We start from the raw sequence: 22,134 nt of genomic DNA on the forward strand, positions 1-22,134 counted from the left end.
CTGGATTGTGCTAAAGCAAAAAATAACCAATATAAACTATTAATTATGAATAAACTCTACAATCAGCGGATGAAGACGGTGCGTAAGCATTTGCTTTATTATTCAAAACTGGTGTTAGCAATTGTGATTTTTTTTACAGGCAATTTAACTGCTTTTGCACAAAGTAAGAGCGTGGTTGGTGTGGTTACAGATGAGACTAATCAAACGGTTCCGGGTGTTTCCATTTCAGTTAAAGGTACTAAGACGACTACGCAAACCGATGAAAACGGGCGCTTCAAAATCCAGGTTTTAAATAGCGATCAGCTTGTATTTAATTATGTAGGCTATGCATCGCAAACGATAACGGTTGGAAACAGAACAACTATAAATGTTTCATTAAAATCAGCGGTTACGGGTTTAAGCGATGTGGTAGTTGTGGGTTATGGAACCACTAAACGAGCTGATTTAACTGGTGCGATTGGTTCGGTAAATATGAAAGATCTGGAACAGGCACCCGTAAAATCTTTCGATCAGGCATTGGCTGGTCGCGTGGCCGGGGTTCAGGTTTCCACCAATGATGGCCAGCCAGGTGCGACTGCAAACATAGTCATCCGCGGTGCGGGATCAATTTCTCAGGATAATTCTCCACTGTATGTTATTGATGGTTTTCCATCAGAAAATGCCAATGCAAATTCCATCAATCCATCAGATATTGAAAGCATTGATGTTTTAAAAGATGCCTCAGCAACGGCGATTTACGGCGCCCGTGGATCAAACGGTGTGGTACTCATTACCACTAAAAAAGGTAAAGCAGGCAAACCTCAACTTACTTATAACGCTTATTACGGTTTTCAAAAGGCACCCGAAAAAATTCCGGTAATGGGGCCTTACGAGTATGTGAAATACCTTCGCGATCTGGATCAGGCCATTGCCGATTCTACTTATCTTAAAGGCGGAACAACACTTAATGATTATAGAAATGTTCAGGGTTTGGATATGCAGGATTATGTATATCAAACCGGTCAGAACCAAAATCATGATATTGCTTTAAGAGGTGGAAATGATAAAACCACTTATTCGATTTCCGGGAATTTTAACGACCAGAAAGGAATTATCATCTACAGTGGTTTCAAGCGTTACCAGGGAAGATTTGTATTGGATCAGCAGGTAAATGATAAACTTAAAGCCGGTATCAACGTAAATTATGCGTATAGCGAAAGTTTCGGTACGCCAATTTCTGCCACAAATTTCTATGCCTCATCGGTGCTGTTGTATTCGGTTTGGGGCTATCGCCCTACCAACGCCTTATCAGGAAAAGATGCCAATTCTGATTTATTGGGTGGCTTATACGATCCGGCGAATGAAGGAAATTCGGCACAAGATTACCGCGTAAACCCACTGATTAGTTTATCTAACCAACAAACAAAATACAAAACGACCAACCTTGCTGCCAATGGTTATGCGGAATATGCTTTTACGCCGAAGCTGAAATTAAGAATTGCCGGTGGGATAAATAATAACGTCAACGAAACCAATATCTTCAACAATTCCCAAACACAATCGGGTAGTAAATGGAACTCATCAGGGCCAAATGGTACCATTGCCAGCAGTCCGGTTTTTAATTGGTTAAGTGATAATACCATCACCTACAAAAATACTTTTAATAAAAATCATAACCTTACTGTTTTAGGAGGCTATTCTGCACAGCGAAATAAAAGTTCATTCCGCTCTATCTATGCCACGCAAGTGGCCAATGAAAGCTTGGGGCTTGATGCGCTCGACCTTGTTCCGGCAGCAAATACGGTCATTTCTGTTAACAGCTCCCGCTGGACTTTAATGTCGTTTTTAGGAAGAGTAAATTACGATTTTAAAGGGAAGTATTTGGTTACAGCCAGTTTCAGGGCTGATGGATCATCAAAGTTTTCGCCAGCCAACCGTTGGGGTTACTTTCCATCGGCAAGTGTGGGCTGGAGATTTAGTCAGGAAAATTTCTTAAAAGATCAGAAATGGTTGTCGGATGCCAAACTGCGTATTGGTTACGGAGAATCAGGAAATAACCGGGTGAGCGATTTTGCCTATCTGCCCCAATTAAATTTAGCCAATACACAATACTGGTATTCGTTTAACGGCAAACCCGTAGCCATTGGTTCGGTAATCACCGCTGCCGGGAACTATGATTTAAAATGGGAAACCAATGTGCAGACGAATATTGGTCTGGACCTTAGCTTCCTTAAAAACCGTTTGGGTTTAACCGTTGATGTTTATAAGCGTACCACTAATGATTTGTTGCTGAATGCAAATTTACCCTTTGCAAATGGTGTTCAAAGCGGAACAGGCTTTAAAAACATTGGAAGTTTAGAAAACAGGGGATTGGAAATTACCTTAAACAGTACCAACATTTCTACGAAAAACTTCCGATGGAGCAGCAACTTTAACATCAGCTTTAACCAAAATAAAATCCTCGAATTAACAGAAGGTCAGAATTCATTGCTTTCCGGTTCTGGAACTTTCTTCGATACCAGTTTTAGAGGATTATCTCCATACATTTCGGTAAAAGGACGATCGGTAGGAGAGATGTATGGATTAATTTTCGATGGTATTTATCAGTACAGCGATTTCGACAGGATGCCAAACGGCACCTATGCACTTAAACCGAATATCCCGAATAATGGTGCTGCGGTTCAGCCGGGAGATATTAAATACAAAGATTTAAATGGCGATTTAACCATTAACGCAAATGATTACACCATTATCGGGCGGGGTTTACCCATCCACACTGGTGGTTTTAGCAATAACTTCAGCTATAAAAACTGGGATCTAGGTGTTTTCCTGCAATGGAGTTATGGCAATAATATCATCAATGCCAACCGTTATGTTTTTGAAGGTGGAATTGTAAGGAACTTCACCCTTAATCAATATGCAACTTACGAGAACCGCTGGACACCAACTAATCCGAGCAACGAATTGTATAAAGCAGGGCGTTTTGTGAATCCCAATTATTCATCCAGAGTAGTGGAAGATGGTTCGTATTTAAGATTAAAAACTGTTCAGTTGGGTTATAACTTCAGCAGCAAGCTGGTGAAAAGTATTGGCATGTCGAGATTACGATTAAACGCCTCAGCGCAAAATTTACTCACTTTTACCAACTATTCAGGTTTAGATCCAGAAGCTTCTGCCCGCCCGGGTAACTTAACGCCGGGTTTTGATTATGGTACCTACCCGCAATCATTCACGGTAACCTTTGGTTTAAACGCAACATTTTAATCATCATTAAAAGATAAGACAATGAAAAATATATATATTTTGGCTTTTTTATTCGTGATGGGATTATCTTCATCATGCAAAAAGTTTCTGGATACCGAACCAACAGATTTTTACTCACCTGTTAATTTTTACAGCACAGCCGATCAGCTTCAAATTGCTTTGAATGGCGTTTACAGTACCATGATGTTGGAGCGCATGTACGGGCAGGTGCATCACTTTAATTTTGTAAGTACTACTGATGAAATGTTACCCGATCGGGCAACGAGCAATGAAACCCGTGGATTGTATTATACTTATGATGCCGGGCATTCTTATGTTCAGGACTGCTGGCAATATCCTTACATTGCCATTAATAATGCAAATGTGCTGATTGACAACATCAATAAGCCCAGCATGGATGAAAAACAGCGGGGTTACATTAAAGGACAAGCACTATTTTTAAGAGCCTACAATTACTTTCTGCTAACCATCCAATTTGGTGAAGTTCCTTTGGTGTTGCATCAGCCAGGCATTGCTGAAGTAAATATCCCAGCAGCTACCCAGCCGGCTATTTATAACCAAATTGTTGCCGATTTAAAAGAAGCAGAAACGCTGTTGCAAGGTCGTACTTCGGCAAGTTTAGGTTATAATGATCAGGTTACCATTACAGCCGTACAAGCCATGTTGGCTAGGGTGTATTTGTATTGGGCAGGTTATCCGGTTAACGATACCAGTAAATATGCTGATGCCATAACTTACGCGGATAAGGTTATTGCTTCTGGTCAGCATGCCTTAAACCCAGATTATAAACAGGTTTTTATTAATCTGTTTCAGGATCGTTATGATTTGAAAGAAGATATTTTAGAGTGGGGTTCTGCAGGTGCTGCGGCAGGCGTAACCAACAAAACCGGAAATGATATCGGTAATTTCAATGGCATTATCTCCGCTATCCTTTTGGTAAATGGAAATTTTGAGCAAAACTCCTATTCAGCCGCCGGTTGGGTGCGCATCACCAAGAAATTGTTTGATAGTTATGAAGTAGAACCAAGTAGTACATTGGTTAATAAAGCCTCTCTTGATACCAGAAGAGATTGGAATTGCCCGGATTATATCTGGACAACCAATGCATCAGCCGGAACCAGAGTGAAAACAGATCGTTCTGCGCCATGGCAAATGAATACCGGTAAATTTAGAAGAGAATATGCACCGGCAGAAATGCGAAATACGGGTACCTATAATGCCAATTGGCCTGTAATTAGATATGCAGATATATTATTAATCAAGGCAGAAGCCGAAAATCAGGTTAACGGACCAAACGCTGCAGCTTACGATGCCATTAATCAGGTTCGCAAACGTGGCTATGGAACAATGTACGGTAATATTGTAAAAAATATTACGGTAGTAAACGGAGGCTCAGGTTATTCAGTCGCCAACCCACCACTGGTGACGATTAGCGGCGGCGGAGGTACAGGCGCAACAGCTACAGCAGTCGTTTCAACCGCAGGTGTAGTTACCGGAATTAAATTAACGAGCCGTGGAAACTTAACCCTTGCTGGTCCTTACTATACTTCCGTACCTACGGTCACTATTGCTGCACCAACCACAGGTATAACTGCCACCGCCACCGCCACCATAACCAATGGATCAGAACATTTGTTGACCCTGGGATTGAGTAAAGCAGATTTTCAACTGGCACTACGTGATGAACGCATGCGTGAAATGTGTTTTGAAGCATCAAGGAAATATGATCTGGTAAGATGGGGGAATTTCGCAGGCGATTTACAGGCTTTCGGCAATTATGCAGTTGCCAATGGCGTGACTGCCGGAAATGGAAACATCAACGGGTATCAAGGTTTAATAACCGTAACACCTCGATATAGCCTGATGCCGAAGCCAACATACGAGCTGAATTTAAATAAAGCACTAAAGCAAAATCCAGGTTATTAATCAATAAAATATTAAGAAATGAAAAACTCATGCTATATCATCTTAATTGCCTGTACCTTTTTTTGGGCATGCAAAAAAGAACTGTCAACTGATGCCCCAACGGTTGATATTACCTTAACCAATGCCCGTTCTACCATTGGCGACACTTTAGTTTTTAAACTGGGCGATACCTGTAAATTCAACTTTAGCGGTTATGCTGATAATGTTGTTTTTTGGGGAGGAACACCTGGTAATAAATATGAATTTAGAACCCGTTCATCAGCCTTTGGCACACCAATCTTATCGTTTACCAGCACAGCACAATTTGGCGCCCAAAATAATACATTACAGGTTTTGGCCACCAATAAACTTCCGGCTAAAGATTCGGCAAGTGTGGTAAATGCAACGTGGACGGATATTACACCCAGAATACCCATTGCTACAAGTGCCACAGCAGTGAATACCGGGCAGGTAAATTTATCTGATCTGGTGAGCGGTGCCAATGATAGCTTGTTTATTGCTTTTAAATATACAGGCCTTACCGGGTCCACGCAAAGAACCTGGACCATCACCAATTTTTTGGTTAATAATGTGCTAAGCGATTATACCTACAATCTGAGCTCTTTAGCAGCAGACAACGCATTTTGGACCAGATTTGGAAATGTGTGGTCGCCTGCCAGTTCGAGATGGGTAGCTACTACAACCACACTAACCATTGTTGGCGGTGCGGCAACTGCGCCTTCCAATACCAGCTGGATCATTAGTAAACCATTGTTTGTTGGAAGAATTGCTCCGGATGTTCCAACAACAACGGTGAAAAATATCACGGCATCGGCGTTGTCAACCTATAACTATAAATATGCTGCTGTGGGCGGGTACAAAATCACATTTGCAAGTTACAATACCACACCAAACGACAGCCAGTTGGTGTTAAAAGAATTTAATGTGAAGGTTATCCTTTAATCGAAAGTAAGCGCAGCTACCTATGATCAAATTTATTCAATTCATATTATCGATTAAGCCAATATCGCGAAAGTGGTTTTGCCCATTGCTTTTATTGATGATCAGCTTTTCAGCATTTGCTCAGAAAGAGCCCTTTTCAACAATAGAAAAGCGCATCAGCGATGATTTGCAAACCGGAGTTAATGATGCTTTTCTGGCGAAAAGGATCACAAGGGATTTAACAAAACTCAAAGCCGATGGAAGCTGGACAGATATTAATTATGCCGACGTACAATACGATCCTTTGAAAAGAATTAAAGAAATGGCTACTGCTTATATCCGTCCATCAAATAAACTTTACGGGAACCAGGAAATTTATGTTGCGATCACCAAGGCTTTAACCAATTGGCTCGATAAAAATCCCAAAAACAAAAACTGGTGGTACAACGATATTTTTTATCCGCAGGCTATTGGGCAAACATTAATTTTAATGCGTAATGCCAAAACGCCCTTACCGCTTGAGTTGGAAAAAGCTTTAATCCAAAGGATGATTCGCAAATTGAAAGTTGGCGATGGCGCAAATACCTCGGATGAGGCTTTGCATTATTTATATCGTGCCTGTTTAACCCAGAATAAAAACACACTGGATTCAGCAGCAAAATATCTTTTTGAGCCTATCGCAGTTGAAGATGGAAAAGAAGGGGTACAGGTGGATGGAAGTTATTATCAGCATGGCAAACAACAAGCAATTGCCAGTTACGGACGGGTGTTTGCGGGCAATTCGGTTAATGCAGCTTATTATTTGAATGACACGGAATATGCGTTGCCAAAAGCCCAGCTCGATATTTTGGTGAATTACTTGAAGGATACTTTTCTCAAAACCATTCGCGGCTCTTTTTACGATTTTAACGTGAGGGGCCGGGGAATTAGCAGGCCAGATTCTCTAAATGCCTTTGTATCCGGAATGGTTAATAAAATTAAAATGTTCGATAAGGAAAATTCAGCTTACTGGGAAGCATCAGCGTTGAGAACATCACATCAAAAATCTGCAAATTATCAGATCAAGCCATCCCATATTGTTTATTGGAAAAGTGGTTATACGCTCCATGTTCAACCACAATATACTTTCAGCATACAAACAGCCTCAACAAGAACGCTACGTACGGAAAGAGGAAATAACGAAAATGTGCTCGGTAAATTCCTGTCAGATGGCGCCACGAATATTCAGCGAAGCGGATCGGAATACGCCAACATTATGCCCATTTGGGAATGGGATAAAATCCCCGGAACAACCAGCAGGGATTATGCCAATGATTTGGGCGCAACCATTAAAAAAGAATGGGGAATACCCGGAACAGCGAAGTTTGCAGGTGGTGTGAGTGATGGTATTTATGGCGTTTCTGCTTACGATTTAGATGATGATAGCGTTCAGGCAAAAAAGGCCTGGTTTTTCTTCGGTAAAGAAATTGTATGCCTGGGTGCCGGAATTAACAGCTCATCTTCACAGAACATTACAACAACCATTAACCAGTCATGGCTGCGGGGAAAAGTTATCGAAGATGAAAATTACCTGCTCCACGATAGTGTTGGCTACTTTTTTCCTGATGGAGGAGAGGTGAAACTTACCCAACAGAACGAATCAGGAAACTGGTACCGCATCAATCAATTTCAAAGCAAAAATAAAGTTTCGGGCAAGGTTTTTAAAAGCTGGTTTAGCCATGGAATAAAACCTCAGGATGCCCATTATGCTTACGTGGTCGTTCCTGGGGTTGGCGATGCCGCAATGAAAAACTATCGCCCGGATGCAATTAAAATTATTAAAAACACCAAAACAATTCAGGCGGTAATGTATAACGGTTTGGAGATACTGCAAATTGTTTTTTATGAGGCCGGGGAATTTAATGATGATGGATTAATGATAAAAGTGGATAAGCCTTGTATTATATCTGTAAACGAATTACAAAGTTCAAAACCAGTAATTTACATCGCAGATCCTACGCAAGAAAATTCAAACGTTCAGCTCGAAATTAAAACTCAAAAGCTAAAAGTTAATAAAAAAATAACCTGTAATCTTCCGGTTGGTTCCCTTGCAGGCTCAACCATTAAATACAATATTTCCAATTAAATAAACACATCTAAAACTATGAATAAAAACAGTTTTTTCATCGCCTTGCTGGTTCTTATGAATGCAGTTTCTTTTGCCCAAAACAATGTGCGAAAGCCAATGGCCCAACTTATTAATGATGAATTTAAGTTTGCTGCCGATCAGTATAAGTTTCTGGCAAAAGGCATTCCCGCAGGTAAAACACCACAAACCTATCAAAATGGAAAACATGTAAACTACGATATTCAATGGTGGTGCAGCGGTTTCTACTCGGGCAGCTTATGGTATATTTATGAGCAAACAAAAAGTGAAGCGATAAAAAAAGAAGCGGAAGATGCCCTGAAAGTAATTGAGGCCAACCAAACTTTTACGGGTAATCATGATCTGGGTTTTATGATGTATTGCAGCTTTGGCAATGCTTACCGCTTAACCGGAAAACCCGAATATAAATCAATCATTCAGCGTTCAGCACAATCGCTTTCTACCCGTTATCACGATAACGTAAAGGCTATTCAATCATGGAATAAAGGAAAATACTGGAATTATCCGGTAATAATCGATAACATGATGAACTTGGAAATGTTGAATTGGGCCACAGATAACGGTGGCGATAAAAAGTTCAAGGAAATTGCCATTATCCATTCCAATACCACTTTGAAAAATCACTTCCGCCCTGATTTTAGTTCTTTCCATGTGATAGATTATAATCCGGAAACGGGTGCGGTAATCAGAAAAGCAACCTGGCAAGGTGCTGCAGATTGTTCTGCCTGGAGCCGCGGACAAGCATGGTCATTGTACGGTTATACGATGATGTATCGCTTTACAAAAGATGAAAATTATCTAAAACAAGCGAAAGGAATAGCACATTTCATTTTAAATCATCCGAATTTACCTGCTGATAAAATTCCTTTCTGGGATTTCGACGCACAAGGAGTTCCCTTTGCAAAACGCGATGCTTCTGCAGGTGCTATTATGGCTTCAGCATTATTAGAGTTGGCACAATTTACAACTGATCAGGAAAAAGCAGAATTTAAATCTTCGGCAGAAACTATGATTTATTCATTGGCAAGTACTGCTTATCGTGCTAAGTTGGGAGAAAACGGTGGCTTTTTATTGATGCATGGTACGGGTGCTTATCCATTAAATAGTGAAATAGATGTACCTTTAGTTTATGCAGATTATTATTATTTGGAGGCTTTGGCAAGATACAAAAAGTGGTATTTGTAAAAAGCCAATCAATTTATCATTAATGAAATTTAAACTTTCTTTTTTTGCATTATTCATCATTGCGACTATTACTAATGCACAAACCAGAAAAGCATCAACCGGGTCTGATGACCGGGCTTTCTGGGTAAAAACACTTTACCGGATTTCTTATCCTGTGATACACGAGTTGGCCAACGAAACTTTAAAGAAAAATATGCCTTTAGAGAAAGGTCCGGGTTATGGCTTGAATGTGACCAAAGTAACATATTTAGAAGCTTTAGGTAGAACCATGGCAGGGTTGGCGCCCTGGCTGGCCTTACCAGATGATGAATCTGCCGAGGGAAAGCTCCGCAAAACCATGCGTACGGAATTGCTCAAGGGACTTGTAAATTCTGTAAATCCTGAAAGCCCGGATTATATGAATTACCGTACCGAAGGACAGCAGATTGTTGATGCCGCTTATGTGGCGCATGCTTTTCTTCGGGCACCAAAAGCACTTTGGGAACCTTTGGATGACCTGACTAAAAAACGGTTCATCGAAGAATTTAAAGCTCTACGTACCCGAAGTGGTGCTTATAATAACTGGCTTTTATTTGCCGGATTAACCGAAGGATTTTTATTAAGCATTGGCGAGCAATATGATCCTGCCAGGGTTCAGTTTTCAATTAATAAAATGAAAGAATGGTACGTGGGCGATAGCTGGTACAGTGATGGCGATAAATTTAGCATGGATTATTACAACTCGTATGTTATTCATCCCATGTTGGTTGATCTTTTAAAAGTTTTGGTGGAAAAGAAAAAAGCTTCGCAAGCAGATTATGATATGGCCGTAAAAAGAATGGCCAGGCATTCGGAGTTTCTGGAAAGGTTAATTTCTCCTGAAGGAACTTATCCGGCATTTGGCAGATCGATTACTTACAGGATGGCTGCTTTTCAGGCATTGGCGCAAACGGCTTTGATGGAAAAACTGCCCGAACAGGTGAGTCCTGCACAGGTACGTTGCGGCTTAACTAAAATTATGCACAATATGTTCGATGGTAATCAGAATTTTGATGATAAAGGCTGGCTGGTTTTAGGTTTTAACGGGCATCAGCCGCTGATTGCAGACACTTATACCTCAACCGGAAGTTTATACCTCACTACATTAGGTTTTCTGGATTTGGGTTTGCCCGCCAATCACAAATTCTGGACAGATGCTCCCGCACCCTGGACAAGTGTAAAAGCCTGGAAGGGAGAGGCAGTAAAAAAAGATTATAAAGTTGAATATTAAGAAAGAGATACACGCAGTTTGGCGTATTATTTAAGTCATTCCTAGATCCAAATTGATGAACGCTCTATTCTCAGAAATCGGATGATTCCTGTAAAATTATAATAAAATACACATTATGTTTGTAACGTACGTTTAAATACGTACATTAGCTTCATGCAAACTCCGAAACCGACAGCAGCCTATAATCCAACAAAAACAGAATTTGATGTTTTGCAAGTTCTTTGGCAATACGGTCCGTCGACTGTACGGTTTGTTCATGATAAATTAATTCTGCAAAAAGGGGAAGTGGCCTATACTTCAACGCTTAAGCTGATGCAGCTCATGCATGAAAAAGGCATTTTAGATCGTGACGAAAGCCAGATGCGTCATTTATATACCGCGGTACCCCTTGAAAGTGAACTCACGCAGACTGTTTTGAAACGGTTTATTGACAGTACGTTCAAAGGATCGCCAAGTAGCCTGATGGTGGCTTTGCTGGGCAATAGCGATACCTCCGCTGAAGAATTGGACAAGATTAGGGAATTAATCAAGAACATGAAAGAATAATGAAGGACAGCCTACATTTTTTGCTGGCCTACATTTTAGGATCAGACCTGTTTCAGGCTTGGGCCTTCATGCTGTTACATTCGGTTTGGCAAGGACTGCTGTTGCATATGGTCGCTGTTTTATTATTGCGGTATGGAAAACGGATGGGCGCTGCCCTCAGGTATAATTTACTGCTTTTCCTTTTTTTTGTTTTCCTGTTGGCCTGTGGCTGTACACTGGCGTTACAACTAGGAACAGCGCCGACCAGGTTAATATTGAACTTGCCCGGTCCGAATACCGGTTCCGTATTGGTTGACCCCTGGCTGCCTTTGGTTACTTTTTTATGGCTGATCGCATTTTTAATCCGCTCCGGCCGTTTTGGTTGGGATTTAATAAATAGCCATCGGCTAGCACGGGCAGGTAACGGCAAAACGGACCCCTATTGGCAGCACCGGCTGGATCAGCTTGCGTTAAAATTGAGGATCAGCGGCAGGATCAGGCTTTTAGAATCCCCAGCAATCAATGTACCCGCTATAATAGGCTTGCTCAAACCCATTATTTTGATGCCGATGGGCGTACTGGCTTCAATGCCTGCCGATCAGCTCGAAGCCGTTTTGTTACATGAACTGGCGCACATACGCAGGAAAGATTACCTGGTTAACCTGATCCAGGTTACAGCGGAAGCCATATTTTTCTTTAATCCGGCATTAAAATGGCTATCGGTGCAAATCCGCGTTGAGCGGGAGCATTGCTGTGATGATATTGCCCTTTCCCAGATCAATAAACATACATTTGTTCAGGCCCTGGTCAGCTTTCAGGAACATTCTCTTTACCGGCGGTCTTTTCCGCTCGCCTTTACAGGTCAGAATGACCAGCTTCTAGTGCGGGTCAGCCGGATCATAGGTCATCCCATATCGTCATCGAGGCATGCCCGGTGGTATTTGTTGGTTTATATGCTCCCTTTGTTGCTTATGGGCTGGTTTTTCCTCAACAACGCTATATTTCCCTTACAGCATAGTCAGATGATCTCGAGGTTTATCAGTTCAAAGCCTCTCCGAAAAAAGGGTCTGGCAATTACCAGCAATGCGGCTCGAGTACCGCAGTCACAGCTGATAGCTAAAAAGGAAGTCCTCGGTAGTGCGCTATCTGTGGTTCAACATACGGATGCCGAATCCTCCGTGATCCAACGCAAGGATAGCATATCTTCGATTTCATCTGCACCCCAAGCAGTAACTGCTATAAATGAAGTAGTGCAAAGCGAGTATTCGAAAGAGATGCAGGCTTATGGTGAACGAATGGTGTTGTACAAAAAAGAGATACAGGCCTATAGTGAACAGATGGCGGAGCACAACAAAACACTACATGATGGCGATGAGCAAATGGTGCTGTACAAAAAAAACTACAGTACTATAATGAAGGGCTGGTGCAGTATAAAAAAACACTACAGGACTACAATGAACGGATCAGGCATCATTTAGACGACCTCCCGGTCAAACCTCCTGATTAGTAATTAGATATTTACATCCAACTTTTGTCTTGAATTCCATTTTTTCTGCCCCGGGGCGGGATAGGAATTGCTATGTCTGAACTTTTATCTAAATCACAATAAATGAAAAATATCTTCAAAACTTCGATTATAATTTTGTTGCTGCTGAACAGTTATTTATCAATAGCCCAAATGAATGACCGGAATGAAAAGATCCATCTGCTTGACTCTGTTTATCAGGCACTGTATGCATCAGGTTCTTTTAACGGCAATGTGTTGATTGCCGAAAAAGGAAAGGTGGTCTTTAAAAAAAGTTATGGCTTTGCCGATGCGGTAACTCAAGAAAAATTGAACCTGCAGACAGTTTTTGAGTTGGCCTCTGTTTCCAAACAATTTACTGCAATGGGCATCGTCTTATTAAAAAAACGGGGACAATTAAATTATGATGACCCCATCTCGAAATATCTGCCTGAGCTTAATTTCTATGATGGTGTGACCATAAGGAATCTGTTGAATCACACAAGTGGGGTGCCTGATTATATATATGTAGACGTTTTCCGGGAGAAATGGGATAAAACCAAAATAGCTACTAATGTAGAAGTGATTACGGAGTTTGCGAAATATAAACCGCCGTTGGAATTTCAGCCCGGTGAAAAATCGCAATACAGTAACACCGGCTATGCTTTACTGGCATCTATTATCGAAAGGGTTTCCAAACAAACCTACGAACGGTTTCTCAAGGAAAATATTTTCAGGCCCCTCCATATGAAACATACTTTTATTTACCAATGTGTCTATGCGCCTGAAAAAATAAAGAATTATGCACAAGCCTATGGAACAGATAGTTTATTGAATTACATTTCCGCTTATCATAGCATCGAAAATAAATTAACAACCTATAATTACCTCGATGGTGTTGTCGGAGCCCGCACTGTCCACTCCAATCTGGAAGATCTTTTAAAATGGGATAGGGCTTTATACATGGATAAACTTATTAATCCAGAGGATAAAAAAGAGATTTTTGGTTCCTTAAAAACAAGGAATGGAAAAGAAAACAGTTACGGTTTTGGCTGGGTCCTTTCCCAGAATGAAAAATATGGCAAAATTGTTAACCATTCCGGTAGTTGGGCCGGGTATATTACTTACATAGAAAGGCATACCGACAGTGATAAAACCATTATCTTACTGCAGAACGTAAATACCCCAAATTCGAAAATCGCCCTTGGTGACATCAGAAAGATCATGTATGGTATAAAGTTGCCGATTAATAAAAAGATCTTCCCAAATCAGGAGGATCTGGATAAATATGAAGGCATCTATTCCGGTTCCGATTATCCTAAGAAAATAGTGGTCTTCAAAAAAGGGAATCGTTTAGCCGCACATTACGCAGGCTCGCCCGTTAGCGCATTTTCAATGGATGCTTATCCGAACCATACTTTTAAATGTGAGCCTTGGGATGTTGAAATGGTCTTTAACCCTGATGATAATTCCTTATTGGTGATGGAGGATGAAAAACAAAATACCTTAAAAAAACAAAAATAATGTACAGAATCTGGCCGTCAGCATATTATTATTGGAGCTGCAAAATTAATAACTAATCAGTAAGCGGTTCGGATTTTGTTTCTTAAAGATCGTTTTCTCATTGTAATAACTCCATTATATGATTACAGAAGGTAGGAAAATAAAGTGGAGGATCACATCATCTTGTGGTGGAACTTATATATATTGCATTAAATGCTTTTGGGTTTTGATAATCAAGGAATTAACCATAATGATCGTCAAACATTTAATCTACCCGTAATATAAAATAAACATGATGTTTTGATCTTTATTCGATAATTAAATATTGCCACATGAAGATTACAAAAAGCTTATTTATTTTTATTTTTTCAATTATATTTTTTTCAGGTTGTTCCAAGACAAATGATGTTGAAGCTCCAGTAGAGCGCTTTTTTAACTTCCAGAATTATACTATGCGTCTTCTTACTGGCGAAAAACAGACTTTTGAACTTAGGGAAAGCATAACGAATTATCCTTTTCCTGCGATCAGGTTTGAATCCTTGGATGAAGGTAAAGTAAAGATTCTTGATGAGAGAACTGTTCAGTCACTTGCCCCTGGTACAACTGCTGTAAAGGCGATGTTGGGAAACACAGAATTGGATAGATTTACCGTTGTTATTGTAGATGGCACTGTAACTGCAATTTCCCTGGTACCATGAGTGGCAACCTTAAAAGAGGGACAGTCTCTCCAATTAAATCCTGTTATCACGCCATTCGTTGCTAAAGATAAGTCGGTAGTTTGGTCTTCATCAGACTCAACAGTTGTCAATGTTAATCAGAGCGCAAAGATCACCGCTATTAAAGTAGGGGACGCAACTATATCTGGAGTTACTGCGACAAATTTAATAGTTAAATGTATTATCAAGGTTATTAAATAGATATTAGCGACTGTTAAAACAATTAAAGTGATTACGAAACATTGTTTTTTTATTGAGCATTTCTCATTTTTGCACTTGTAGGATTAATAACTTAATAAACATCATTCTCCGTTGTGACACAAAAGTAAGACCCTATTCATGTGTCATGAACACTTTTTGGCTAAATTTGGCGGATTGAAAAAGGGCATTACCTTTACTATTCTGGTGCTGTATTTATGCTTTGCTACGAAGTTCATTGAAATTTTGAACTTCCTGTGCTATTTCAACATTTCAATGGGTATAAGCAGCTCAACTATAATTTAAGTTTTTTCGGTTCATTTACGATCATTATAATGGTGTACCACATACAGTGCGATGAGTTGCTGTAGTAGGTAGAAGGCGAATTAGTAATCAGGATCTACTGAATCGGCTTTTTTTTACTTAAAATTTTAGAAAATAAGAGTTTACAACTATTAGTTGTTCAGATGTAGATTGAATTGTAAACTTTATTATACATAATTTGAAAATTTTTGTGTTATTTTGTGATATAATCATCAATCATGAAGAACATCTATATTTTCGCCATTCTCATCTTAAGTTTTATACATCGTGCTGATGCACAAGAAAATATCGCTACCATTGATGGTAATAAATATGTTAAACAACTTGCTGATCAACGATATCAATTTAATAAGAGTTTAATTAAAAGATCACGTATCCAGCTACCAGAAGCCAAATCTATTTTTGCTTCAGGATCAACATTAGTTTTTGATGGACATGCTTATGTTTTAAAGAATAATGAAGTGGTTGAAATAAAAGGATTTTTATTATCTAAAACTACATTATCAGCCATTACCAATAAACTCTTAATGTTAGATGCTTTTCAAAAAAGCTGTGCTGAAGATGTGAATAGCACATATAACAAATCAACAAGAGATTTGCAATATGTTAAAAATAAAGATCGCCAATATTTTTCGGCACTTAAACAAATATTATCATTAACAGCATCTATTTCAGACCAATATCAGAAACCAAATGCTTCTGTAACAATAGAAATGGCGATGAATAAAATTGAAACTCCTACAGGGGATTCAAAAGATAATGGCCTTCAAACTATTGCATTGGCTAAAATACAATAATGGTCCAATCAGCGATCATTACTTTTATATCAATACCTTATTTCTTAGAAATAAATTGTCCTCCCAAATTCTTAGAGGCTTAACATTAATTTCTATTACTCCGTTGAATTAATTATAAGAGTGTAAAAATACTGTTATGATTCTAGTCTACAATGTGTTCCACCTTCTGCTTGATCAAACTTATACCTATTTGTTAATTGTGTATAACCAGAAATTTCATTAAAATAAAAACTGCAAAATGGCTTTTTTAATTTATTAGCCTTATTTTTGGCAAAATTGTAGATTCCTGTCGGTGATAGATCCTGCATACATTTTAAAAAACAACCTAGCTAATAATGACAAACGATAAAAAAGAAATATTTGATAACGTTGCACAACGTTTAAAAATTGAAGGCTTTAATGTAGTAAATCGCGATGAAACCCGTCCTTGGGGTGGTTTCTTTGTAATTGATGAAGCACAGGCTCAACAATTTGCCGATACTTATTTTGACGGATTGAATGTAGAGAGTTTAAAAATCGGGGGTAAATTAAGTCCAAAAATATTAATTGTTGCACCAAATACACGTTTATCTTGGCAATACCACCACCGCAGAGCCGAAATTTGGCAGGTGGTTACAGGTACAGTTGGCATTAAAACCAGCGAAACTGATGAAGAGGGCGAAGTGAAAAAATATGCTCCGAAAGATCAGATTAAATTACAACAAGGTGAACGTCACCGTTTAATTGGTTTAGATGATTGGGGAGTTGTTGCAGAGATTTGGCAACATACTGATGCTTCAAACCCATCAGATGAAAGCGATATCGTTCGTGTTCAAGACGATTTCGGTAGATAAAATTTTGCTCGATCCTGCTCATTTAATTTGAGCAGGATCGTTATTATTCTAGCCTTCCATACTTTGGTTTTCTAACCACCAAAACTAAACGTAGATAAAATACGTTAATAAAGCATACACACCATACATGATTATCCTCATTTTCTTTCTTTGCCACTGGTTCCTATCATTATTTAGCCAAACCTTTTTCCTTCACCGTTATTCATCGCACAAAATGTTTAAGATGGAGCCTTTCTGGGAAAAATTCTTTTATCTGGTTTTGCTGATTTCTCAAGGTTCTTCATTTTTAAACCCCAGAGCATATGCCATTCTGCATCGTATGCACCATGCTTATAGCGACACGGAAAAAGACCCACACTCGCCTCATTTCTTTAAGGATGTTTTCGGGATGATGATTGCTACAAAGAATATGTACATGAACTATTTACAATTTAAGATTCAACCTGAACCTGCTTTTCAAGGAAATTATCCCGAATGGCCAGTTGTTGATAAAATTGGAAATTCGTGGTTGTGGAGAATCGCCTGTGGTTTATTTTATATCGGTTTTTATATAATGTTTGCCAATCATTGGTGGTTGTTTATTTTATTGCCTGTTCATTTTTTAATGGGTCCATTGCATGGCGCTATTGTAAACTGGTGTGGTCATAAATATGGTTATTCGAACCATGATAACGACGACCATAGTAAAAATTCTTTACCATGGGATTTCCTTTTAATGGGCGAATTGTTTCAGAACAATCACCATAAGAGACCAAATAGCCCGAATTTTGCGACTAAATGGTGGGAGTTTGATCCAACATATCCGGTGATGAAAATGCTTCATTGGATGAAGATTATTAAGATTAGGAAGGTGTAGTTTTTGTAGGGTTAGTATCTACGATTTGCTTTTTCTTCTTCTTGAGATATACCCGCATGTTGGGTTGTTTATTTGCTTTAAAAAGACTTTTGGTTGAAACCAACGGCAATAAATTTCTGGCTGAAGATATGCCATTTGCTATTTATTTTCTTGCACCGTTCTTCGATAATTAAACCCGACAGTAGCGGACACGAAGTGTAACGAAGTAAAGCGGATGGCGGGGCTGGCGGAACCGATTTTAACAGAACCTTGCTTTTCGAATAAAATTAAACCTCAGTTATGATAAATTTCCTCAAAATCGTTTTCTCGGCACTATTAATTTTTATGTGCTATAAAGTAATATCTACTTCTCTTGAAAGTAACCTTTTTGAGCAGTGGGATTTTCTAGGTAGTATCCCTTGGATGCGTGCCACACTTTGGGATTTTTATGCCAACATCTTTATCATTACGCTGTGGATGTTTTATAAAGAAAAAAATATTATTCTTAAAATCTCTATTGCAATTTTGTTCGTATGTTTAGGTAGTATAGCAACTTTAGCCTATGTTTTGGTTCACTTATTTAAACTAAAAGATGGCGAAGGTATTAAAGAATTACTTGTAAAAAGGTAGAAGATAGCGGATAGAAACCTCGGGTATTATCCATATTCTTAGATCTTTAGCAACAAAATCTAAACCGAACAATGGATTACCGCCACTTACTTTTTATTGCCCTCATATCGTTAATTTCTTGTTGTACCATTATGGCCCTGGTTTGGCTTTGGGCTAAAAAAATTAAAAATGCAGGCGTTGTAGATGTTTTTTGGGCCCTCAATTTTCCTGTAATTACCATCATCACTTTTTTTTTAGCTGAGGGATTTGAAACCCGTAAAATATTAATCTGCACAATTTTTCTATTAGCGGAATTAAGGCTTGGAGTTCATTTATGGCAAAGGGTAATTGGCCATTTAGATGAAGAAGAGGGCCGGTACCAACAGCTTCGCAGTGAATGGGGGGAGCATGCCGATAGGAATTTCTTTATTTTCTTTCAGTTTCAGGCCATTTCGAATGTGTTGCTTGCCATTCCTTTTTTTATTATAACTGCCAATACTTCAACAGAAATCTCGATAATAGAATATATTGGTTTAGCCATTTGGGCAATTGCATTTGTAGGCGAAATGATTGCCGACAGACAACTTGCTGCCTTTAAAAAAGATCCAAAAAATAAGGGGAAAGTTTGCGATACCGGATTGTGGTATTATAGTCGCCACCCGAATTATTTCTTCGAATGGTTAACCTGGATGGCTTATTTCATCTTTGCGTTAGCATCACCTTGGGGAGTTTTGGCCATCATTAGTCCTGCAATAATTTTATACTTATTAACCAAAGTAACGGGCGTTCCGAATAATGAAGAGCAAAATTTAAGGAGCAAGCCTGAAGCCTATAAAAAATATCAAGAAACAACATCTGCCTTTTTCCCGTGGGGAAAAAAGGGGTAAAAGTTACGGGTTGCGGGTTACAAGCCTAAAATTGCACAGCCTGTTTTTACATCCAAACCTATAACTTTTAACTTATAACTTTCAACTCAAATGTGGTACGATAAACTTTTAGAAAATGACAAACTTCCTGATACGGCTTTGCGTATGGGAATTAGAAAACTTTGCAAACAGCGTTTAGATGATGAAACTTTAGGCGATGAAGAATTGCAGCAAGAAAAATTTATGGATTTGGTTGATGAGTTAAAACAATCGCCAATTGCCGTTAATACTGCTGATGCCAATGAGCAACATTACGAATTACCAACTGAATTTTTTCAATACTGTTTGGGTAAAAACCTGAAATATAGTAGCGGTTACTGGAAACCTGGAGTTAAAGATATTGATACATCGGAGGATGATATGTTGGCTTTAACTTGTAAAAGGGCAGATTTACAAAGTGGCCAGAACGTGTTGGAATTAGGTTGTGGCTGGGGTTCGTTATCATTGTATATGGCAGCGAAGTTTCCTAAAAGCACGTTTACTGTTGTTTCAAATTCGGCTACTCAGAAAATTTTTATCGATGAAACGGCAAGGCAAAGAGGCATCCAAAACTTAACGGTTTTAACTGCCGATATGAACACGTTTACCATTGCCGATAGTTTCGATAGAATTGTTTCTGTAGAAATGTTTGAGCACATGCGCAACTATAAATTTTTGCTGAATAAAGTTGCTGGCTTTTTAAAAGCCGACGGAAAACTATTCGTCCATATTTTTACGCACAAAACTTTAGCCTATAAATTTGAGGTAATTGATGAAACGGATTGGATGAGTAAATATTTTTTTACAGGTGGAATTATGCCTTCAAACCATTTATTTTTTTACTTCAATGATGACCTCAAAATTGATAAACATTGGGTGGTAAACGGTACCAACTATGGCAAAACTTCTGAAGCTTGGCTGAGCAATATGGATAAACATAAAAAGGAAATTATGCCAATTTTGGAAAATACCTATGGTAAAGATCAGGCGGTGAAATGGTGGGTTTACTGGCGGTTATTTTACATGAGCTGTGCCGAATTATTCAATTATAATAAGGGTAACGAGTGGATGGTTTGTCATTATTTATTTGTAAAAAATAAATAATGAAGGAAATAGCAAATGATGTAAAACGGATGATAGGGAAGAGATTTAGCTCGCCAATAATTCATGAAAGGATTTACATTCTGTTGTCATCATGCGTATTACATCATCCAGTTTACATCTAACATCTTACATTTATTATGCAAAAGCTCGCCATTATTGGCTCTGGAATAGCAGGTATGGGTTGTGCCCACAAGCTGCAACATAAATACGATATCACTGTTTTTGAAGAAGCTGATTATATTGGCGGCCATACCAATACGATTACGCTTGAAGAAGATGGAAAACCAATTTATCTTGATAGCGGTTTTATGGTTTTTAATTATCAAACCTATCCGAATTTAACTGAAATGTTCGCCGAAATTGATGCGCCAGTAATTAAAACGGATATGTCTTTCAGTGTTCAATTCTTGCCCAAAAAGTTAGAATACAGCGGTTCGAGTTTAAACCATTTATTCGCTCAGCGGAAAAATTTGTTCAATATTTCTTATTTGAAAATGCTGATGCAGATTAACCGCTTCAATAAACAAAGTGTTGAAATTTTAGATAAACCTGAATACCAGGATTATTCTATTGGCAGATTTTTTAAGGAATTTGGTTATAGTGATGACATGCTCTGGCAATATTTGGTTCCCATGAGTGCTGCGGTTTGGAGTGCGCCAATGGAGCAGATTTTGGATTTTCCAGCAGTTACTTTAATTCGGTTTTTTAAGAATCATGGCTTTTTAGGTTTAGATACTCAACACCAATGGTATACACTTGAAAATGGAAGTCAGGCATATCGTGAAAAACTGATTGCGCCTTTCCGCGATAGAATTAAAATAAACAATAAAATCGTTTCCGTTAAAAGATTAGAAAATGGGAAGGTGGAGGTTGTAAATTCGAAAGGAGAAAAATTTGAGTTTGATAAAGTGATTATGGCCAGTCATGCCGACCAGACTTTCGAAATTGTGAAAGATAAAACACCTTTGGAAACCGAATTACTTTCTAAGTTTAAATACCAGCTTAACAAAGCTGTTGTGCATACCGATGAAAACCAAATGCCAAAAGCTAAGTTAGCCTGGAGTAGTTGGAATTATCGAGTGGAAAAGCAAGGAGATCGGTTATTGCCAAGCACCATTTATTGGATGAATAACTTGCAGGGTGTTTCCAAAAAAGCGAATTATTTTGTTTCTATAAATCCTACAGAAACCTTGAATCCTGATAAAGTGATTAAGGAAATAGATTATCACCATCCGCTTTTTGATGTTCCGGCAATGCAGGCACAGGAACGGTTGCAGGAGCTAAATGAGAATGGGCCTGTTTATTACTGCGGAAGTTATTTTAAGTTTGGGTTTCATGAAGATGCATACAAGAGTGCGGTTGATTTGTGCTTAATGATGGAAGATGGAAGAGGTAAGATGGATGAGGGATAATGGAAGATGGATGAAGTAAGATGGGTAATGAGCTAGTAGCTTTTATATTTCCTCAACCATTCTATATCCATACATTTTACATTTTTTTACTAACTTTATGAGGTCACCCTTAAAGATTTTATTTATTTAATTTTTTTAAAGATGAACGAAAAGACAACTCAATTATTAGAACGAACATTTCGCTTTGGCGTTGATGTTT

Annotated in this window: 18 protein-coding genes; all 18 read left to right on the forward strand. The window is 38.8% G+C overall.

What is annotated here, in order from left to right; genetic code table 11:
* Positions 1–45 precede the first annotated feature (45 nt).
* The 18 genes from LUA91_RS04115 to LUA91_RS04195 all read left to right on the forward strand — a co-directional run bounded on the left by LUA91_RS04115 (position 46) and on the right by LUA91_RS04195 (position 21,935).
* A complete protein-coding gene (locus LUA91_RS04115; protein ID WP_231424758.1) occupies positions 46–3,243 on the forward strand; it encodes a TonB-dependent receptor in 3,198 nt (1,065 codons plus the stop codon).
* A 21-nt stretch (positions 3,244–3,264) separates the two neighbouring features.
* On the forward strand, positions 3,265–5,169 hold the full coding sequence (locus LUA91_RS04120) for a RagB/SusD family nutrient uptake outer membrane protein (protein WP_231424759.1): 1,905 nt from the start codon (positions 3,265–3,267) through the stop codon (positions 5,167–5,169).
* Positions 5,170–5,187: 18 nt separating this feature from the next.
* On the forward strand, positions 5,188–6,111 hold the full coding sequence (locus tag LUA91_RS04125; RefSeq protein WP_231424760.1) for a DUF5017 domain-containing protein: 924 nt from the start codon (positions 5,188–5,190) through the stop codon (positions 6,109–6,111).
* Positions 6,112–6,208: 97 nt separating this feature from the next.
* Positions 6,209–8,215 (forward strand): polysaccharide lyase family 8 super-sandwich domain-containing protein, encoded by a 2,007-nt coding sequence (locus LUA91_RS04130; RefSeq protein WP_231424761.1) that lies wholly within the window; start codon positions 6,209–6,211, stop codon positions 8,213–8,215.
* A gap of 18 nt (positions 8,216–8,233) precedes the next feature.
* Positions 8,234–9,421, forward strand: a complete 1,188-nt coding sequence (locus LUA91_RS04135; protein WP_231424762.1) for a glycoside hydrolase family 88 protein — start codon at positions 8,234–8,236, stop codon at positions 9,419–9,421.
* A gap of 22 nt (positions 9,422–9,443) precedes the next feature.
* On the forward strand, positions 9,444–10,670 hold the full coding sequence (locus LUA91_RS04140) for a DUF2264 domain-containing protein (RefSeq protein WP_231424763.1): 1,227 nt from the start codon (positions 9,444–9,446) through the stop codon (positions 10,668–10,670).
* 153 nt (positions 10,671–10,823) lie between these two features.
* Positions 10,824–11,216: a BlaI/MecI/CopY family transcriptional regulator gene (locus LUA91_RS04145; protein WP_231424764.1), complete on the forward strand. Its 393-nt coding sequence runs from the start codon at positions 10,824–10,826 to the stop codon at positions 11,214–11,216.
* Positions 11,216–12,673 carry a M56 family metallopeptidase gene (locus tag LUA91_RS04150; protein ID WP_231424765.1) on the forward strand — a complete coding sequence of 486 codons (1,458 nt, stop codon included), beginning with the start codon at positions 11,216–11,218 and terminating at the stop codon, positions 12,671–12,673. Before LUA91_RS04145 ends, LUA91_RS04150 begins: the two co-directional genes overlap by 1 nt.
* Before the next feature lie 131 nt (positions 12,674–12,804).
* Complete coding sequence (locus LUA91_RS04155) at positions 12,805–14,223, forward strand: serine hydrolase (RefSeq protein ID WP_231424766.1); 1,419 nt, start codon at positions 12,805–12,807, stop codon at positions 14,221–14,223.
* Positions 14,224–14,534: 311 nt separating this feature from the next.
* On the forward strand, positions 14,535–14,900 hold the full coding sequence (locus LUA91_RS04160; protein WP_231424767.1) for a hypothetical protein: 366 nt from the start codon (positions 14,535–14,537) through the stop codon (positions 14,898–14,900).
* Entirely contained in the window at positions 14,901–15,119 is a 219-nt protein-coding gene (locus LUA91_RS20715; protein WP_370633595.1) for an Ig-like domain-containing protein, read from the forward strand.
* 539 nt (positions 15,120–15,658) lie between these two features.
* Positions 15,659–16,237, forward strand: a complete 579-nt coding sequence (locus LUA91_RS04165) for a hypothetical protein (RefSeq protein ID WP_231424768.1) — start codon at positions 15,659–15,661, stop codon at positions 16,235–16,237.
* Between the two features lie 335 nt (positions 16,238–16,572).
* Positions 16,573–17,070, forward strand: a complete 498-nt coding sequence (locus LUA91_RS04170; RefSeq protein ID WP_231424769.1) for a phosphoheptose isomerase — start codon at positions 16,573–16,575, stop codon at positions 17,068–17,070.
* Positions 17,071–17,197: 127 nt separating this feature from the next.
* Complete coding sequence (locus tag LUA91_RS04175) at positions 17,198–17,926, forward strand: acyl-CoA desaturase (RefSeq protein ID WP_231424770.1); 729 nt, start codon at positions 17,198–17,200, stop codon at positions 17,924–17,926.
* 279 nt (positions 17,927–18,205) lie between these two features.
* Positions 18,206–18,535, forward strand: coding sequence for a DUF1475 family protein (locus LUA91_RS04180; protein WP_231424771.1), 330 nt, complete (start codon positions 18,206–18,208; stop codon positions 18,533–18,535).
* Between the two features lie 71 nt (positions 18,536–18,606).
* Positions 18,607–19,401, forward strand: coding sequence for a DUF1295 domain-containing protein (locus LUA91_RS04185; RefSeq protein ID WP_231424772.1), 795 nt, complete (start codon positions 18,607–18,609; stop codon positions 19,399–19,401).
* A 90-nt stretch (positions 19,402–19,491) separates the two neighbouring features.
* Positions 19,492–20,523 carry a cyclopropane-fatty-acyl-phospholipid synthase family protein gene (locus LUA91_RS04190; protein ID WP_231424773.1) on the forward strand — a complete coding sequence of 344 codons (1,032 nt, stop codon included), beginning with the start codon at positions 19,492–19,494 and terminating at the stop codon, positions 20,521–20,523.
* Positions 20,524–20,660: 137 nt separating this feature from the next.
* Positions 20,661–21,935, forward strand: coding sequence for an NAD(P)/FAD-dependent oxidoreductase (locus tag LUA91_RS04195; protein ID WP_231424774.1), 1,275 nt, complete (start codon positions 20,661–20,663; stop codon positions 21,933–21,935).
* The last annotated feature ends 199 nt before the right edge of the window (positions 21,936–22,134 follow it).

This window comes from Pedobacter sp. Leaf250 (assembly GCF_920984735.1).
Taxonomy (GTDB): domain Bacteria; phylum Bacteroidota; class Bacteroidia; order Sphingobacteriales; family Sphingobacteriaceae; genus Pedobacter.

Excerpts from the sequence above, each read along its gene's own strand:
- LUA91_RS04195 (WP_231424774.1), top strand. The coding sequence starts at position 20,661 with ATGCAAAAGCTCGCCATTATTGGCTCTGGAATAGCAGGTATGGGTTGT.
- LUA91_RS04190 (WP_231424773.1), top strand. The coding sequence starts at position 19,492 with ATGTGGTACGATAAACTTTTAGAAAATGACAAACTTCCTGATACGGCT.
- LUA91_RS04155 (WP_231424766.1), top strand. The coding sequence starts at position 12,805 with ATGAAAAATATCTTCAAAACTTCGATTATAATTTTGTTGCTGCTGAAC.
- LUA91_RS04125 (WP_231424760.1), top strand. The coding sequence starts at position 5,188 with ATGAAAAACTCATGCTATATCATCTTAATTGCCTGTACCTTTTTTTGG.
- LUA91_RS04175 (WP_231424770.1), top strand. The coding sequence starts at position 17,198 with ATGATTATCCTCATTTTCTTTCTTTGCCACTGGTTCCTATCATTATTT.
- LUA91_RS04185 (WP_231424772.1), top strand. The coding sequence starts at position 18,607 with ATGGATTACCGCCACTTACTTTTTATTGCCCTCATATCGTTAATTTCT.
- LUA91_RS04130 (WP_231424761.1), top strand. The coding sequence starts at position 6,209 with ATGATCAGCTTTTCAGCATTTGCTCAGAAAGAGCCCTTTTCAACAATA.
- LUA91_RS04140 (WP_231424763.1), top strand. The coding sequence starts at position 9,444 with ATGAAATTTAAACTTTCTTTTTTTGCATTATTCATCATTGCGACTATT.
- LUA91_RS04165 (WP_231424768.1), top strand. The coding sequence starts at position 15,659 with ATGAAGAACATCTATATTTTCGCCATTCTCATCTTAAGTTTTATACAT.
- LUA91_RS04115 (WP_231424758.1), top strand. The coding sequence starts at position 46 with ATGAATAAACTCTACAATCAGCGGATGAAGACGGTGCGTAAGCATTTG.
- LUA91_RS04170 (WP_231424769.1), top strand. The coding sequence starts at position 16,573 with ATGACAAACGATAAAAAAGAAATATTTGATAACGTTGCACAACGTTTA.
- LUA91_RS04180 (WP_231424771.1), top strand. The coding sequence starts at position 18,206 with ATGATAAATTTCCTCAAAATCGTTTTCTCGGCACTATTAATTTTTATG.
- LUA91_RS04145 (WP_231424764.1), top strand. The coding sequence starts at position 10,824 with ATGCAAACTCCGAAACCGACAGCAGCCTATAATCCAACAAAAACAGAA.
- LUA91_RS04160 (WP_231424767.1), top strand. The coding sequence starts at position 14,535 with ATGAAGATTACAAAAAGCTTATTTATTTTTATTTTTTCAATTATATTT.
- LUA91_RS04135 (WP_231424762.1), top strand. The coding sequence starts at position 8,234 with ATGAATAAAAACAGTTTTTTCATCGCCTTGCTGGTTCTTATGAATGCA.
- LUA91_RS04120 (WP_231424759.1), top strand. The coding sequence starts at position 3,265 with ATGAAAAATATATATATTTTGGCTTTTTTATTCGTGATGGGATTATCT.
- LUA91_RS04150 (WP_231424765.1), top strand. The coding sequence starts at position 11,216 with ATGAAGGACAGCCTACATTTTTTGCTGGCCTACATTTTAGGATCAGAC.